This is a genomic window from Pseudomonas sp. 21615526 (assembly GCF_013386245.1).
In the GTDB taxonomy this organism is placed as follows: domain Bacteria; phylum Pseudomonadota; class Gammaproteobacteria; order Pseudomonadales; family Pseudomonadaceae; genus Aquipseudomonas.
In genome coordinates this window covers 1-16,504 of sequence record NZ_JACAOM010000089.1, presented here as the reverse complement: position 1 = coordinate 16,504, position 16,504 = coordinate 1, and the positions used below count along the sequence as shown (strand labels likewise).

The following is a 16,504-nucleotide window of genomic DNA, read 5'->3' as shown; positions in this document are numbered from 1 at the left end:
AACGGGCGATCAATTCTTCCCGAACCACCCTTGTAGGCCGCTGCACGTTACAAATGTTGTAGCTGCGCTGCCGACAAATGGTTTTCGAGGTGGCAAAAAGGGGGCCAAGCCCCCTTTTTGCTTACTGAGTCAACGCCAAGGCGTCAGTTACTCAGCTGCAGCTACCGGAGCTTCTTCAACGAACTGCTCGGTACCGCCAGCAACGTGGTTGCGACCACGGATTACAGCGTCAGCCATCGAACCCATGTACAGCTGGATAGCGCGGATTGCGTCATCGTTGCCTGGGATGATGTAGTCAACGCCTTCCGGGCTGCTGTTGGTATCGACTACGCCGATAACCGGGATGCCCAGCTTGTTGGCTTCGGTGATCGCGATGCGCTCGTGATCAACGTCGATAACGAACAGTGCGTCAGGCAGACCGCCCATGTCCTTGATACCACCCAGGGAACGATCGAGCTTTTCCAGGTCGCGAGTGCGCATCAGCGCCTCTTTCTTGGTCAGCTTGGCGAAAGTACCGTCTTCGGCTTGCACTTCAAGGTCACGCAGACGCTTGATGGAAGCACGGATGGTTTTGAAGTTGGTCAGCATGCCGCCCAACCAGCGGTGATCGACGTACGGCGAACCGCAACGTGCTGCTTCTTCAGCAACGATCTTGCCAGCGGAACGCTTGGTGCCGACGAACAGAATCTTGTTTTTGCCCTGGGCCAGGCGCTCTACGAAAGTCAGAGCTTCGTTGAACATTGGCAGGGTTTTTTCAAGGTTGATGATGTGGATCTTGTTACGCGCGCCGAAAATGTATTTACCCATTTTCGGGTTCCAGTAACGGGTCTGGTGACCGAAGTGCACACCGGCCTTCAGCATATCGCGCATGTTGACTTGGGACATGATAGTTCCTTAATAAGTCGGGTTTGGCCTCCACGTATCCCAATGACCAACCAGCGGCATTCGCCTCCGGCACCCAGGTCATCGTGTCGACACGTGTGTGGATTTAAGCTTTGCGGGGTATCCCCGGAAAGCGGCGCATTTTATACCACAGAGCTTGCAAAAACGAAACCCGCAATCACATTTGCCGTCAGTCGCTTTTGCCTAAGCCTTTGAATAGAGCCAGAATGCCCCCATCCTTATAGACAGAAGCGATCGCCAGACGCTCATGGTTTCACCCTTGCGTCTGCTAGAATCGCGTTTTTTGGGCTTGTGCGAATTCTGCAACCTTTTGTCGCACACCCGTAAACCGTATTGATTTCAGCGCGTCGCGCTAGAGAGAGCCTGTATGACCGTAACCCTCAAAACCGCCGAAGATATCGCTGGCATGCGTGTTGCCGGCAAACTGGCTGCCGACGTCCTGGAAATGATTGCCGAACACGTCAAGCCCGGCGTCACCACCGAAGCGCTGGACCGCATTTGCCACGACTATATCGTCGACGTGCAAAAGGCCATCCCTGCGCCGCTGAACTACAAGGGTTTCCCCAAGTCGATCTGCACCTCGATCAACCACGTGGTGTGCCACGGGATTCCCGGCGACAAGCCGCTGAAGGACGGCGACACCCTGAACATCGACGTCACCGTCATCAAGGACGGCTACCACGGCGACACCAGCCGCATGTTCCACGTCGGCACCGTGCCGGTCTGGGCCGAGCGCCTGTCGCAAGTCACCCAGGAATGCATGTACAAGGCCATCGAGATCGTCAAGCCTGGCTGCCGCCTGGGTGACATCGGTGAAATCATCCAGAAGCACGCTGAAAAGAACGGCTTCTCGGTGGTGCGCGAGTTCTGCGGCCACGGCATCGGCAAGGTGTTCCACGAAGAGCCACAGATCCTGCACTACGGCCGCGCCGGCACCGGCATGGAGCTCAAGGCAGGCATGACCTTCACCATCGAGCCGATGATCAACCAGGGCAAGGCCGACACCAAGGTGCTGGGCGACGGCTGGACCGCCATCACCAAGGACCGCAAGCTCTCGGCGCAGTGGGAACACACCCTGCTGGTGACCGACACCGGCTACGAGATCTTCACCCTGCGTGCCGACGACACGATTCCCCGCGTTTCGGCGTAATGTTTGCACCGGTTTTCTAATAGCGACGCTGTGACCCATAGATAGAAAGGAAAACCGATCGATGCCCCAGGTGGATCCCGAACTCTTCGACCGTGGCCAGTTCCAGGCGGAACTGGCACTGAAGGCCAGCCCCATCGCCGCCTTCAAGAAGGCCATTCGTCAGGCCCGCGAGGTGCTCGACGGGCGCTTTCGTACCGGCCGCGATATCCGCCGGCTGATCGAGGACCGCGCCTGGTTCGTCGACAACATCCTGCAAAAGGCCTGGGAACAGTTCAGCTGGAGTGAAGACGCCGATATCGCCCTGGTGGCGGTCGGCGGCTACGGCCGTGGCGAACTGCACCCCTACTCCGACATCGACCTGCTGATCTTGCTGGACAGCGCCGATCACGAGATCTTTCGCGACTCCATCGAGCGTTTTCTGACGCTGTTGTGGGACATCGGCCTGGAAGTCGGCCAAAGCGTACGCTCGGTGGACGAGTGTGTCCAGGAAGCCCGCGCCGACCTGACGGTGATCACCAACCTGATGGAAAGCCGCACCATCGCCGGCCCCGAGCGCCTGCGCCAGCGCATGCTGGAAGTCACCAGCACCGCGCACATGTGGCCGAGCAAGGACTTCTTCCTGGCCAAGCGTGCCGAGCAGAAAGCCCGGCACCACAAGTACAACGACACCGAATACAACTTGGAACCCAACGTCAAAGGCTCCCCGGGCGGGCTGCGGGACATCCAGACGATTTTGTGGGTCGCCCGTCGCCAGTACGGCACCCTGAACCTGCGCGCCCTGGCCGGGGAAGGCTTCCTGGTGGAGAGCGAAAACGCCCTGCTGGCCTCCTCCCAGGAATTCCTCTGGAAAGTGCGCTACGCGCTGCACATGCTGGCCGGGCGCTCCGAAGACCGCCTGCTGTTCGACCACCAGCGCTCCATCGCCACCCTGCTGGGGTTTGAAGGCGAAGACGCGAAGACCAGCATCGAAAGTTTCATGCAGCAGTACTACCGCGTGGTGATGAGCATTGCCCAGCTCAGCGACCTGATCATCCAGCACTTCGAAGAAGTGATCCTGGCCCCGGAAGACGAAGCACCGCCGCAGCCGATCAACGCGCGTTTCCAGCTCCACGATGGCTATATCGAGGCACGCAACGACAACGTGTTCAAACGCACGCCGTTCGCCATGCTGGAAATCTTCGTGTTGATGGCCCAGCAGCCGGAAATCAAGGGCGTACGCGCCGACACCATTCGCCTGCTGCGGGAAAACCGTCACCTGATCGACGACGATTTCCGCCACGACATCCGCAATACCAGCCTGTTTATCGAGCTGTTCAAGTGCAAGATCGGCATCCACCGCAACCTGCGGCGCATGAACCGCTACGGGATCCTGGGGCGCTACCTGCCGGAGTTCGGTTTTATCGTCGGGCAGATGCAGCACGACCTGTTCCACATCTACACGGTGGACGCCCACACCCTGAACCTGATCAAGCACCTGCGTAAGTTGCAGTACACCCAGGTGTCAGAGAAATTCCCGCTGGCCAGCAAGCTCATGGCGCGTCTGCCCAAGCCGGAATTGATCTACCTCGCCGGCCTGTACCACGACATCGGCAAGGGCCGGCATGGTGATCACTCGGAAATTGGCGCAGTGGACGCCGAAGCGTTCTGCCAGCGTCACCAGTTGCCGCTGTGGGACAGCCGCCTGATCGTGTGGCTGGTGCAGAACCACCTGGTGATGTCCACCACCGCCCAGCGCAAGGACTTGTCCGACCCGCAGGTGATCCACGATTTTGCCCAGGCCGTCGGCGATGAAACCCGCCTCGACTACCTGTACGTGCTCACCGTGTCCGACATCAACGCCACCAACCCGACGCTGTGGAACTCCTGGCGCGCCAGCCTGTTGCGCCAGCTCTACACCGAGACCAAGCGCGCGCTGCGTCGCGGCCTGGAGAACCCGGTGGACCGCGAAGAACAGATCCGCCGCACCCAAAGCGCGGCCCTGGATATTCTGGTGCGTGGCGGCAATGACCCGGACGACGTCGAGCAACTCTGGTCGCAACTGGGAGACGACTACTTCCTGCGCCACACCGCCGGCGACGTGGCCTGGCACAGCGACGCGATCCTGCAGCAGCCGGCCGATGGCGGCCCGCTGGTGCTGATCAAGGAAACCACCCAGCGCGAGTTCGAGGGTGGCACCCAGATCTTCATCTACGCACCCGACCAGCACGACTTCTTCGCCGTGACCGTGGCGGCGATGGACCAGCTCAACCTGAACATTCACGACGCCCGGGTCATCACCTCCAGCAGCCAGTTCACCCTCGACACCTACATCGTGCTCGACACAGAAGGCGAGTCCATCGGCGACAACCCGGAGCGGGTGAAAAAGATCCGCAAAGGCCTGACCGACGCGCTGCGCAATCCTGACGACTACCCGACCATCATCCAGCGTCGGGTGCCGCGCCAGCTCAAGCACTTTGCTTTTGCCCCCGAGGTGACCATCCACAACGACGCCCAGCGCCCGGTGACGGTGCTGGAACTCAGCGCGCCGGACCGCCCGGGCCTGCTGGCACGGATCGGCACGATATTCCTGGAGTTCGACCTGTCGTTGCAGAACGCCAAGATTGCGACCCTGGGCGAGCGGGTGGAAGACGTGTTCTTCATTACCGATGCCGACAACCAGCCGCTTTCCGACCCTGAACTGTGCCGACGCTTGCAGGAAGCCATCGTCCAGCAGTTGAGCGTCAATCAGGAGACCGGCGTCGAGATGTCACGCTTGAGCATCTGACCGACCGCCCATTTTCAGCTTCCAATGAATTGAACGAGATTTATCGATGAACAACGCCCTGAACCAGCTGCAGCCCTACCCGTTCGAGAAATTGCGCGTCCTGCTGGGCAGCGTCACGCCGAACCCGGACAAACGCCCCATCGCCCTGTCCATCGGTGAGCCGAAGCACAAATCCCCGCAGTTTGTCGCCGAGGCGCTGGCCAACAACCTGGACCAGATGGCGGTGTACCCCACCACCCTGGGCATTCCCGCTCTGCGCGAAGCCATTGGCGCCTGGTGTGAACGCCGTTTCAGCGTGCCCACGGGCTGGCTGGACCCGGCGCGCAACATCCTGCCGGTGAACGGCACCCGTGAAGCGCTGTTCGCCTTCACCCAGACCGTGGTCAACCGTGGCGACGACGCGCTGGTGGTCAGCCCGAACCCGTTCTACCAGATCTACGAAGGGGCTGCGTTCCTCGCCGGGGCCAAGCCGCATTACCTGCCGTGCCTGGATGAAAACGGCTTCAACCCGGATTTCGACGCCGTATCGCCGGACATCTGGAAACGCTGCCAGATCCTGTTCCTGTGCTCGCCAGGCAACCCGACCGGTGCACTGATTCCCGTCGACACCCTGAAAAAGCTGATCGCCCTGGCCGACGAATACGACTTCGTGATCGCCGCCGACGAGTGCTACAGCGAGCTGTACTTCGACGAACAAACCCCGCCGCCAGGCCTGCTCAGCGCCTGCGTGGAACTGGGCCGCCAGGACTTCAAGCGTTGCGTGGTGTTCCACAGCCTGTCCAAGCGCTCCAACCTGCCGGGCCTGCGTTCGGGCTTTGTGGCCGGCGATGCCGATATCCTCAAGGGCTTCCTGCTGTACCGCACCTACCACGGTTGCGCGATGCCGGTGCAAACCCAACTGGCGAGCATTGCTGCCTGGCAGGACGAAGCCCACGTGCAGGCCAACCGTGATCTGTACCGGGAAAAGTTCGATGCCGTGCTGGCGATCCTGAAGCCGGTGCTGGACGTGCAAAACCCGGACGGCGGCTTCTACCTGTGGCCGAATGTGAAGGGCGACGATGCGGCGTTCTGCCGGGACTTGTTCGTGGAAGAACACGTGACCGTGGTACCGGGCTCGTACCTGTCGCGGGAAGTGGACGGGGTCAACCCGGGCGCCGGGCGTGTGCGCCTGGCGCTGGTCGCGCCGCTGGCGGAGTGCGTGGAAGCGGCGACGCGGATTCGCGACTTTATTACCCGCAATAAATAACTGCGCTGAATGTGGCGAGGGAGCTTGCTCCCGCTGGAGTGCGCAGCGCTCCCGCTTTTTTGGGGCCGCTACGCAGCCCAGCGGGAGCAAGCTCCCTCGCCACAAGTAAGCACCGCAGTGTTATTTGATATGACCCAGATTCGCCTCGCTCATATCCAGATCCGCCAACACCTCCCGTAGCACATCATCACCAATCTGATGGTGACGGCTCAGGCTATACAGTTCCAGACGCTGCGCCCGCAGGGCCTTGAGCCGCAACTTGCGCTCCAGTTGATCCATCTGCAACGCCAGCGCCTGGGCTTCGGCCGAATCGTTGAACACTTCCAGTTGATGACGATACTCCGACATCAACCGCGCCTTGAGCTCGGCGGCCAAGGCTGCCTGGGCGGCATCCTGGGGTGCAGCTTCAGCGGGTTCTTCGGCTTCCAGGGCATGGATAGCAGCCACGGCGGTCTTCTTCCAGGCCTCGCGCACTTCATTGTGGCGTTTCTCATCCGGGCTCTTCTCGATGCCGCGCAACAGCAGCGGCAAAGCGATGCAGGCCGCGACCAACGACAGCAGGATCACACCAGCGGCGATGAAGATCAGCAGGTCGCGCTCGGGAAAATCCTGCCCCGGCGCAAGCAGTAACGGTACCGACATCACACCCGCCAGGGTCACGGCACCGCGTACGCCACCGACGGTCAGCAACCAGCAGGACCGCGCGGTGGGCACCAGCGTCAGCTCACTTTTCCCACGAATCCGGCGCAATAAACCCGACAGTCGCCAGATGCTTTGCACCCAGATAAACCGCAACACCACCAGCACCAGGAAAATCGCGATCACGTCCAGGCAGCGATACAACAAGGTCGGCCACAGCGTCGGCTCGTGACTGACCACCGCCTTGATGATGTCAGGCAGTTGCAGGCCCAGCAGCAGGAAGATCAAGCCGTTGAACGCAAACTCCAGCAGCGACCAGACGCTGCGGTTGAGCAACCGGGTGCTGGTCTGGCGCGGCAGCAGGTCGAGCCAGCTTTGCATCATGCCCGCAGCCACCGCCGACAGGATGCCCGAGGCGCCAAGGCGTTCCGCCAGCACGTAGGCGGCGAATGGCAGCAACAACATGAACACCACGTGCGTCGCCGGGTCGTCCCAGCCCCGGGCGATCATCCAGGCACGCAGGCGGCCCACCAGCCAGCTCAACGCCACACCGACCGCCAGCCCACCCACGGCCACCAGCACAAAGGTGAGGCTCGCATCCGCCAGCGAGAACACGCCGGTCAGCGCCGCCGCCAGGGCGAACTTGAAGGTCACCAGGCCCGAGGCATCATTCATCAACGCCTCGCCCTGGAGCATGTGCATCAGTGGCGTCGGCAACCGATTCTGGGAAATGGCCGACACCGCCACGGCATCCGTCGGCGACAACACGGCCGCCAGGGCGAAGGCCACCGGCAGGGGAATACTCGGCAACAACCAGTGAATGAAGTAACCGGCCCCCACCACCGTAAACAGCACCAACCCCACCGCCAGCGTCAGGATCGGCCCGCGCAGGCGCCACAATTCACGCTTGGGCATGCGCCAGCCATCAGAGAACAGCAGCGGCGGCAGAAACAGGAAAAGAAACAACTCAGGGTCCAGGGCGACATGCAGCCCCAGGGTCGGCCAGGCCAGCAACGCACCGGCGGCGATCTGCACCAGTGGCAACGGCAGTGGGATCACACGCCCGACAAGGCGCGAAACGCTGACCAGCATCAGCAGGATAAGTACGGTGTAGGCGGTTTGCATAACGCGGGATTCCCAGACAATCAACTTGCAACAACACACATCAGGCAACAACTCGCCGTTGAAGTGCCATATTAGCCGCCTATGCTGCGCGATGGCCTTTGCACAAAAGTCGCACACGAGCAAAACGTAAGTGTGACGAGCGGCGCCGAAAGCCGCTGGCCATGGCATAATCCGTGACCTTTAATCTGCGTGAGCCCAAAGGGGGGCAATTCCTTGACCGCTTCAAGCAAAACGTTGCACCTTTTCGGCATCAAAGCCTGCGACACCATGAAAAAGGCGCGCACCTGGCTCGATGAGCACGCTATCCAGTATGAGTTTCATGACTACAAGACGGCCGGTATCGACCGCGAACACTTGACCCAATGGTGCAATGAGCACGGTTGGCAGGTGGTTTTGAACCGTGCGGGCACCACCTTTCGCAAACTCGAAGACGAACGCAAAGCCGATCTCGACCAAGCGAAAGCCATTGAATTGATGCTCGCGCAACCCTCGATGATCAAGCGCCCGGTGCTTGATCTCGGTGACAAAACCCTGATTGGCTTCAAGCCAGATAGCTATTCGGCGGCCCTCAAGTAGGCCAGCCCACTCCATTTCTGTAGAGGTAACAGCATGTCCAATTCCCTGTTCAGCCTGGGCTTCGGCGTCGGCACTCAGAACCGCCAAGGTGCTTGGCTGGAAGTGTTTTACGCACAACCGCTGCTCAATCCATCGGCTGAAATCATCGCGGCCATCGCGCCGATCCTCGGTTACACCGAAGGCAACCAGGCGATCACTTTCACCGTCACCCAGGCCCTGCAACTGGCTGACGCGCTCAAGGGCGTCGACGCTGCCCAAGCCGCCCTGTTGAGCCGCCTGGCTGAAAGCCACACGCCGCTGGTCGCCACCCTGCTGGCCGAAGACGCCGCACTGACCTCCACGCCTGAGGCCTACCTCAAGCTGCACCTGCTGTCCCATCGCCTGGTCAAGCCTCACGGCCTGAGCCTGGCCGGTGTGTTCCCGCAGTTGCCGAACGTGGCCTGGACCAGCCAGGGCGCAATCGACATCAATGAGCTGGCCGAGCGTCAACTGGAAGCGCGCCTGCGTGGCGACCTGCTGGAAGTGTTCTCGGTGGACAAGTTCCCGAAGATGACCGACTACGTGGTGCCGAGCGGCGTGCGTATCGCTGATGCCGCGCGCATCCGCCTGGGCGCCTACGTGGGCGAAGGCACTACCGTGATGCACGAAGGTTTCGTCAACTTCAACGCCGGTACCGAAGGCCCGGGCATGATCGAAGGCCGCGTGTCGGCTGGCGTGTTCGTCGGCAAGGGTTCGGACCTGGGCGGCGGTTGCTCCACCATGGGCACCCTGTCGGGTGGCGGCAACATCGTGATCAAGGTCGGCGAAGGCTGCCTGATCGGCGCCAACGCCGGTATCGGTATCCCGTTGGGCGACCGCAATACCGTGGAGTCGGGCCTGTACGTGACCGCCGGCACCAAGGTTGCGCTGCTGGATGAGCAGAACCAGCTGGTCAAGGTGGTCAAGGCCCGCGAGCTGGCCGGCCAACCGGACCTGCTGTTCCGCCGCAACTCCGAGACCGGTGCCGTGGAGTGCAAAACCCACAAATCGGCCATCGAACTGAACGCAGCGCTGCACGCTCACAACTAAGCAGCGACTCGATGCCACTAACGGCCCGCGCCTGACCGGTGCGGGCCGTTTATACGAGTCTTGATCACCATGCTTGTGCCCTCTCCCTGGCGCGCCGATTTTCCGGCCATCGCCACCCTGCAACGGCAAGACCAGACCTATCTGGACAACGCCGCCACCACGCAAAAACCTCAAGCCCTGCTGGACGCCATCAGCCATTACTACGCCAATGGCGCAGCCAATGTGCACCGTGCACAGCACTTGCCGGGCGCCCATGCGACCCAGGCTTTCGAGGACAGTCGCAGCAAGGTGGCACAGTGGCTGAACGTCGGTGACGAGGGGCAAATCATCTTCACCCACGGCGCGACATCGGCGCTGAACCTCCTGGCTTATGGCCTTGAGCACCTATTCAACCCGGGCGACGAGATTGTCATCAGCGCCCTGGAGCACCACGCCAACCTGCTGCCGTGGCAGCAACTGGCCAAGCGTCGCGAGCTGGCGCTGGTGGTACTGCCGCTTGACGCTGACGGCTTGATCGACCTGCAAGCCGCCGCCCAACTGATCGGCCCGCGCACCCGCCTGCTGGCGGTGAGCCAACTGTCCAACGTACTCGGCGCCTGGCAGCCGTTGCCGCATTTGCTGGCACTGGCCAAGGCCCACGACGCCCTGACGGTGGTCGATGGCGCCCAGGGCATCGTGCATGGTCGCCATGATATGCAGGCCCTGGGCTGCGACTTCTACGTGTTTTCCAGCCATAAACTCTACGGGCCGGACGGCGTCGGCGTGCTGTATGGCCGCACCGAAGCCCTGCATCACCTGCGCCACTGGCAGTTTGGGGGCGAGATGGTGCAGCAGGCTGATTATCAAAGCGCCAGTTTCCGCCCGGCGCCCCTCGGCTTCGAAGCCGGGACTCCGCCGATCGCCAGCGTGATCGGCCTGGGGGCAACCCTGGATTACCTGAGTTCCCTGGACCAGCAGGCGGTGACGGCTCACGAAGCCGCCCTGCACGACTACCTGTTGCGTGGCTTGCAAGCGCGCAATGGCGTGCGCTTGCTGGGGTCGCCGCACGTCGCCCTGGCCAGCTTCGTGGTGGAAGGCGTGCACAACGCCGACCTCGCCCACTTGCTGACCGAACAAGGGATTGCGGTGCGCGCCGGCCATCATTGTGCGATGCCGCTGCTCAAGCAGATGGGATTGTCGGGGGCGATTCGGGTGTCATTGGCGCTGTACAACGACTCCGATGACCTGGAGCGCTTTTTTGAAGCGCTGGATCAAGCCCTGGATATGTTGCGATGAGCTTGCCGACTGAGGCCGTTGTCGCGCTGGAAGCGTTCCAGGCAGTCGGCAGTTGGGAGCAACGAGCCCGCCTGCTGATGCAATGGGGCGAGCGGCTGCCCGCCTTGCCGGATGAAGACAAGGTCGACGCCAACCTGGTGCAGGGCTGTGAAAGCCTGGTGTGGCTGGTGGGGCGCTTGCAGGATGGGCATTGGCAGTTTGCCGCCAGCAGCGATGCACGGCTGATACGCGGGCTGGTGGCGTTGTTGCTGGCACGGGTCAACGGTGTGTCTGCCGCCGAACTGCAAGCCGTCGACTTGCCCGGCTGGTTTGAGCAACTGGGCCTGTCGCGGCAGTTATCGCCGTCGCGCAGCAATGGGTTGAATGCGGTGTTGCAGCGCATGCGGCATCTGAGCCTCACACAAAACTAAATGTGGGAGCGGGCTTGCTCGCGAAGGCGGCGTGTCAGTCACCGGAGATGTCGACTGATACACCGCTTTCGCGAGCAAGCCCGCTCCCACATTTTGATCTTCATTCCAGACTGAGATCTAAGGGGCCTTGACCCTGTCAGCAGGCCGGCGCACCCCGGCCACTATCTTGTCCACCGCCTTGGTCGCGGCCACCATGCCGAAGGTCGCAGTCACCATCATCACCGCGCCAAACCCGCCGGCGCAGTCCAGCTTCACGCCATCCCCGACAAAACTCTTCTGCAAACAGATGCTGCCGTCCGGCTTCGGGTAACGCAGCTGTTCGGTGGAGAACACGCAGGGCACGCTGTAATGGCGGGTCACAGTGCGGGAGAAGCCATAATCGCGACGCAACGTGGAGCGTACCTTCGACGCCAGCGGGTCATTGAACGTACGGTTCAAGTCACACACCTGAATCAACGTCGGATCAATCTGTCCGCCCGCGCCGCCGGTGGTGATGATCTGGATCTTGCGCCGCTTGCACCAGGCAATCAGTGCGGCCTTGGCGTTCACACTGTCGATGCAGTCGATCACACAGTCGATGTTCGGCGTGATGTACTCGGCCATCGTCTCGCGGGTCACGAAATCCGCCACCGCGTGCACGGTGCAATCCGGGTTGATGCCTTTCAGGCGCTCGGCCATGACCTCGACCTTGGCCTTGCCCACCGTGCTGTCCAGCGCATGCAACTGACGGTTGCTGTTGCTGACGCATACATCATCGAGGTCAAACAGCGAAATCTCGCCCACGCCACAGCGAGCGATGGCTTCCGCCGCCCACGAACCCACCCCGCCCACGCCGACGATGGCCACATGGGCCGCCTTCAGGCGCTCCAGGCCTTCAATGCCATACAAGCGGGCGACGCCGGCAAACCGTGGATCTTCTGTACTCATGACCATTACCCCAAAAACCGGCGCGCATTATAGGGCTACACAGCGACAAGTTTTAAACTACAAGCTACAAGTAAGAGAACTTACGACGAGTTGCACTGCCCAATGTCCGGTTTTTCCCGGCTTGCTGTACGGTCGGTGAAAGGCCAGTGTAGGATGCGCGCCGTTCGGCGCAGGCCGACACCTCTTTTCGTTCCACACCCTTTGGAACCCGAAATAGCCATGTCATCGCGTAAATTTGGACTCAACCTGGTGGTGGTGCTGGCAATTGCCGCGCTGTTCACCGGCTTCTGGGCGCTGATCAACCGCCCGGTCAATGCCCCTAACTGGCCCGAGCAGATCTCCGGTTTTTCGTACTCGCCGTTCCAGCAAGGCCAGTACCCACAGAAAGACCAGTATCCGACCGACGATCAAATGCGTCAGGACCTTGCGATCATGAGCAAGCTGACGGACAACATCCGTACCTACTCGGTCGACGGCACCCTGGGGGATATCCCCAAGCTGGCGGAAGAATTCGGCCTGCGGGTGACCCTGGGGATTTGGATCAGTCCGGACCTCGAGCGCAATGAGCGCGAGATCCAGCGCGCCATCGAAATCGCCAACAGCTCCCGCAGCGTAGTGCGGGTAGTGGTGGGCAACGAGGCGCTGTTCCGTGAGGAAATCACTCCGGAAGCGCTGATCGTGCTGCTGGATCGGGTACGGGCCGCCGTCAAGGTGCCCGTGACCACCTCCGAGCAATGGCACATCTGGGAACACAACCCGCAACTGGCCAAGCACGTCGACCTGATCGCCGCGCACATCCTGCCGTACTGGGAACATATCCCGGTGGACAAGGCCGGCCAGTTCGTCCTCGATCGCGCACGGGACCTGAAGAAGACCTTCCCGAAAAAGCCGCTGTTGCTGTCGGAGGTTGGCTGGCCGAGCAACGGCCGGATGCGTGGCGGTGCTGACGCCTCCCCCGCCGACCAGGCGATTTACCTGCGCACGCTGGTTAACACGCTGAACCGCCAGGGCTACAACTACTTCGTGATCGAAGCGTTTGACCAGCCATGGAAAGCCAGCGACGAAGGCTCTGTAGGCGCCTATTGGGGCGTGTTCAACGCCGCACGCCAGCAGAAATTCAACTTTGATGGCCCGGTGGTCGCGATTCCGCAATGGCGAGTGCTGGCGATCGGCTCGGTGGTGCTTGCGCTGCTGTCCCTGACCCTGCTGATGATCGACGGCTCGGCCCTGCGCCAGCGCGGCCGTACGTTCCTGACCTTTATCGCGTTCCTGTGCGGGTCGGTATTGGTGTGGATCGGTTATGACTACAGCCAGCAATACAGCACCTGGTTCAGCTTGACGGTGGGCTTCCTGCTGGCACTCGGCGCCCTGGGCGTATTTATCGTGTTGCTGACCGAAGCCCATGAGCTGGCCGAAGCAGTCTGGACCCACAAACGCCGGCGTGAATTCCTGCCGGTTGAAGGGGATTCGGACTACCGCCCGAAAGTCTCGATCCACGTGCCGTGCTACAACGAGCCGCCGGAGATGGTCAAACAGACCCTCGACGCCCTGGCCGCCCTCGATTATCCGGACTACGAAGTCCTGATCATCGACAACAACACCAAGGACCCGGCCGTGTGGGAGCCGGTGCGCGACTACTGCGAAACCCTCGGCCCGCGCTTCAAGTTCTTCCACGTCTCGCCCCTGGCCGGTTTCAAGGGCGGCGCACTGAACTACCTGATCCCGCACACCGCCAAGGATGCCGAAGTGATCGCGGTGATCGACTCCGATTACTGCGTGTCGCCAAACTGGCTCAAGCACATGGTGCCGCACTTCGCCGACCCGAAAATCGCCGTGGTGCAGTCGCCACAGGATTATCGCGACCAGAACGAAAGCACCTTCAAGAAGCTCTGCTACGCGGAATACAAAGGCTTCTTCCATATCGGCATGGTCACCCGCAACGACCGTGACGCGATCATCCAGCACGGCACCATGACCATGACCCGTCGCTCGGTGCTGGAAGAGCTGGGCTGGGCCGACTGGTGCATCTGTGAGGATGCCGAGCTGGGCCTGCGGGTCTTCGAGAAGGGCCTGTCGGCGGCGTACTACCACGACAGCTACGGCAAGGGCCTGATGCCCGATACCTTTATCGACTTCAAGAAACAGCGTTTCCGCTGGGCCTACGGCGCGATCCAGATCATCAAGCGCCACACTGCGAGCCTCTTGCGAGGCAAGGACACCGAGCTGACCCGTGGCCAGCGCTACCACTTCCTCGCGGGGTGGTTGCCGTGGGTGGCCGACGGCATGAACATCTTCTTCACCGTGGGCGCCTTGTTGTGGTCGGCGGCGATGATTATCGTGCCGACGCGGGTTGACCCGCCGCTGCTGATTTTCGCGATCCCGCCACTGGCGTTGTTCGTGTTCAAGGTCGGCAAGATCATCTTCCTCTACCGTCGTGCGGTGGGTGTGAACCTGAAAGATGCGTTCTGCGCGGCACTGGCCGGGCTGGCGTTGTCGCACACCATCGCCAAGGCGGTGCTGTACGGGTTCTTCACCACCAGCATTCCGTTCTTCCGTACACCGAAGAACGCCGATAACCACGGTTTCTGGGTGGCGATTTCCGAAGCCCGGGAAGAGATGTTCATCATGCTGCTGTTGTGGGGTGCGGCACTGGGGATTTACCTGGTGCAGGGCCTGCCGAGCAATGACATGCGCTTCTGGGTGGTGATGTTGCTGGTGCAGTCGCTGCCGTATGTGGCGGCGCTGATCATGGCGTTCCTGTCGTCGCTGCCGAAACCGGCACCGAAGCAAGAGCCTGTGGCCGCTGCTTAAAATCCTGCGCAATGCACTAAACGGCGGCCTCTGGCCGCCGTTTTGCTATAAGATAACGGCCATTTTGTGAGACTTGGCCCAGGCCATTGCTTTGTGCGGGAGCGGGCTTGCTCGCGAATGCGCCGGGTCAGTTCATACATTGTTGACTGACACTCCGTATTCGCGAGCAAGCCCGCTCCCACACAAGCCCCCCTCCCACATAAGCCTTGCGCCCTGACATGCTTCTGGAGTTTTTACATGACGGCCCACGCCGACCTTTCGCCGACCCTCCAACTCGCTATCGACCTGATCCGCCGCCCGTCGGTGACGCCGGTCGACGCCGATTGCCAGAAGCTGATGATGCAGCGCCTGGGCGACGCCGGTTTTGCGCTTGAGCCGATGCGCATCGAGGATGTGGATAACTTCTGGGCCACCCACGGCAAACACGAAGGCCCGGTATTGTGCTTCGCCGGCCACACCGACGTGGTGCCGACCGGCCCGGTCAAGGCCTGGCAGAACGACCCGTTCGACGCGCTGATCGATGAAAACGGCATGCTCTGCGGCCGTGGCGCAGCCGACATGAAAGGCAGCCTGGCGGCGATGCTGGTCGCTTCCGAGCGCTTTGTGACCGACTACCCGGACCACAAGGGTTCGGTCGCATTCCTGATCACCAGTGACGAAGAAGGCCCGGCGCACCACGGCACCAAGGCCGTGATCGAACGCCTGGCAGCCCGCAAGGAGCGCCTGGACTGGTGCATCGTCGGCGAACCGTCGAGCACCACCCTGGTGGGCGACGTGGTCAAGAACGGCCGTCGCGGCTCCCTCGGCGCCACCCTGACCGTGCGCGGCGTGCAAGGCCATGTGGCCTACCCGCACCTGGCGAAGAACCCAATCCACCTGGCGGCTCCGGCCCTGGCCGAACTGGCCGCCGAGCACTGGGACGATGGCAACACCTTCTTCCCGCCTACCAGCTTCCAGATTTCCAACCTCAACTCCGGCACCGGCGCCACCAACGTGATCCCGGGCGACCTGACGGCGGTGTTCAACTTCCGCTTCTCCACCGAGTCCACCGTCGAAGGCCTGCAGCAGCGGGTCGCGGCGATTCTCGACAAGCATGGCCTGGACTGGCATGTGGAGTGGGCGCTGTCGGGCCTGCCGTTCCTCACCGAACCGGGCGCGTTGCTCGATGCGGTCTCCGCCAGCATCAAGGCCGTCACCGGTCGCGAGACCCAGGCGTCCACCAGCGGCGGCACCTCCGATGGGCGCTTCATCGCGACCCTCGGCACTCAGGTGGTGGAGCTGGGCCCGGTCAACGCGACGATCCATCAGGTCAACGAGCGCATCCTCGCCAGCGACCTCGATGTGCTGACCGAAATCTACTACCAGACCCTGATCAAGTTGCTCGCCTGATGCTCGCTTGCCCCATTTGCAGCGCACCGCTCCATGAAGTGGACAACGGCGTAGCCTGCCCGGCCGGGCACCGTTTCGACCGGGCGCGCCAGGGTTACCTGAACCTGTTGCCGGTGCAGCACAAGAACAGCCGTGACCCGGGCGACAACCTGGCGATGGTGGAAGCGCGCCGCGACTTTCTCAACGCCGGGCATTACGCCCCGGTGGCCAGGCGCCTGGCC

General features: G+C 61.9%; 13 protein-coding genes. 10 read left to right on the top strand and 3 right to left on the bottom strand.

All coding sequences use genetic code 11. The annotated features are described in order from the left end of the window. Window positions 1-147 precede the first annotated feature (147 nt). A complete protein-coding gene (gene rpsB / locus HX786_RS24025; protein ID WP_003219330.1) occupies window positions 148-885 on the bottom strand; it encodes a 30S ribosomal protein S2 in 738 nt (245 codons plus the stop codon). Window positions 886-1,270: 385 nt separating this feature from the next. Here rpsB and map point away from each other — a divergent pair, with 385 nt between their 5' ends. From map to dapC, 3 genes are all read left to right on the top strand, one after another. Beyond that, window positions 1,271-2,053: a type I methionyl aminopeptidase gene (gene map, locus HX786_RS24020; protein WP_003219332.1), complete on the top strand. Its 783-nt coding sequence runs from the start codon at window positions 1,271-1,273 to the stop codon at window positions 2,051-2,053. Window positions 2,054-2,114: 61 nt separating this feature from the next. Next, window positions 2,115-4,817: a [protein-PII] uridylyltransferase gene (locus HX786_RS24015; protein ID WP_178912677.1), complete on the top strand. Its 2,703-nt coding sequence runs from the start codon at window positions 2,115-2,117 to the stop codon at window positions 4,815-4,817. 46 nt (window positions 4,818-4,863) lie between these two features. Next, window positions 4,864-6,063: a succinyldiaminopimelate transaminase gene (gene dapC / locus HX786_RS24010; protein WP_178912676.1), complete on the top strand. Its 1,200-nt coding sequence runs from the start codon at window positions 4,864-4,866 to the stop codon at window positions 6,061-6,063. Window positions 6,064-6,183: 120 nt separating this feature from the next. Here the strand turns inward: dapC and HX786_RS24005 are convergent, their stop codons facing one another. Further along, the gene (locus tag HX786_RS24005; RefSeq protein ID WP_178912675.1) at window positions 6,184-7,827 is read right to left on the bottom strand and encodes a Na+/H+ antiporter; all 1,644 of its coding nucleotides are present in this window, start codon (window positions 7,825-7,827) and stop codon (window positions 6,184-6,186) included. Between the two features lie 213 nt (window positions 7,828-8,040). Here HX786_RS24005 and HX786_RS24000 point away from each other — a divergent pair, with 213 nt between their 5' ends. From HX786_RS24000 to HX786_RS23985, 4 genes are all read left to right on the top strand, one after another. Continuing rightward, a complete protein-coding gene (locus HX786_RS24000; RefSeq protein ID WP_003219341.1) occupies window positions 8,041-8,403 on the top strand; it encodes an ArsC family reductase in 363 nt (120 codons plus the stop codon). A gap of 33 nt (window positions 8,404-8,436) precedes the next feature. Next, entirely contained in the window at window positions 8,437-9,471 is a 1,035-nt protein-coding gene (dapD, locus tag HX786_RS23995; RefSeq protein WP_003219342.1) for a 2,3,4,5-tetrahydropyridine-2,6-dicarboxylate N-succinyltransferase, read from the top strand. A gap of 69 nt (window positions 9,472-9,540) precedes the next feature. Further along, the gene (locus HX786_RS23990; RefSeq protein WP_177080994.1) at window positions 9,541-10,746 is read left to right on the top strand and encodes an aminotransferase class V-fold PLP-dependent enzyme; all 1,206 of its coding nucleotides are present in this window, start codon (window positions 9,541-9,543) and stop codon (window positions 10,744-10,746) included. After that, complete coding sequence (locus tag HX786_RS23985) at window positions 10,743-11,156, top strand: SufE family protein (RefSeq protein WP_177069010.1); 414 nt, start codon at window positions 10,743-10,745, stop codon at window positions 11,154-11,156. The genes HX786_RS23990 and HX786_RS23985 overlap by 4 nt, the downstream gene beginning before the upstream one ends. 117 nt (window positions 11,157-11,273) lie before the next feature. Here HX786_RS23985 and tcdA read toward each other — a convergent pair whose 3' ends face one another. Continuing rightward, window positions 11,274-12,083, bottom strand: a complete 810-nt coding sequence (tcdA, locus tag HX786_RS23980) for a tRNA cyclic N6-threonylcarbamoyladenosine(37) synthase TcdA (protein ID WP_003219345.1) — start codon at window positions 12,081-12,083, stop codon at window positions 11,274-11,276. Window positions 12,084-12,302: 219 nt separating this feature from the next. Between tcdA and HX786_RS23975 the strand changes: the two genes are divergently transcribed. The 3 genes from HX786_RS23975 to HX786_RS23965 all read left to right on the top strand — a co-directional run. Next, complete coding sequence (locus tag HX786_RS23975) at window positions 12,303-14,894, top strand: glycosyltransferase (protein WP_003219347.1); 2,592 nt, start codon at window positions 12,303-12,305, stop codon at window positions 14,892-14,894. A 237-nt stretch (window positions 14,895-15,131) separates the two neighbouring features. Continuing rightward, entirely contained in the window at window positions 15,132-16,283 is a 1,152-nt protein-coding gene (gene dapE, locus HX786_RS23970; RefSeq protein WP_008430488.1) for a succinyl-diaminopimelate desuccinylase, read from the top strand. Then, the coding region (locus HX786_RS23965) for a putative RNA methyltransferase (protein WP_372847349.1) at window positions 16,283-16,504 on the top strand (222 nt) is incomplete at its 3' end. The genes dapE and HX786_RS23965, both read left to right, overlap by 1 nt.

Coding starts and splice junctions, on each gene's coding strand:
- rpsB (WP_003219330.1), bottom strand. CDS start 885: ATGTCCCAAGTCAACATGCGCGATATGCTGAAGGCCGGTGTGCACTTC.
- tcdA (WP_003219345.1), bottom strand. CDS start 12,083: ATGAGTACAGAAGATCCACGGTTTGCCGGCGTCGCCCGCTTGTATGGC.
- dapD (WP_003219342.1), top strand. CDS start 8,437: ATGTCCAATTCCCTGTTCAGCCTGGGCTTCGGCGTCGGCACTCAGAAC.
- dapC (WP_178912676.1), top strand. CDS start 4,864: ATGAACAACGCCCTGAACCAGCTGCAGCCCTACCCGTTCGAGAAATTG.
- HX786_RS24005 (WP_178912675.1), bottom strand. CDS start 7,827: ATGCAAACCGCCTACACCGTACTTATCCTGCTGATGCTGGTCAGCGTT.
- map (WP_003219332.1), top strand. CDS start 1,271: ATGACCGTAACCCTCAAAACCGCCGAAGATATCGCTGGCATGCGTGTT.
- HX786_RS23985 (WP_177069010.1), top strand. CDS start 10,743: ATGAGCTTGCCGACTGAGGCCGTTGTCGCGCTGGAAGCGTTCCAGGCA.
- HX786_RS24015 (WP_178912677.1), top strand. CDS start 2,115: ATGCCCCAGGTGGATCCCGAACTCTTCGACCGTGGCCAGTTCCAGGCG.
- HX786_RS23975 (WP_003219347.1), top strand. CDS start 12,303: ATGTCATCGCGTAAATTTGGACTCAACCTGGTGGTGGTGCTGGCAATT.
- HX786_RS23990 (WP_177080994.1), top strand. CDS start 9,541: ATGCTTGTGCCCTCTCCCTGGCGCGCCGATTTTCCGGCCATCGCCACC.
- dapE (WP_008430488.1), top strand. CDS start 15,132: ATGACGGCCCACGCCGACCTTTCGCCGACCCTCCAACTCGCTATCGAC.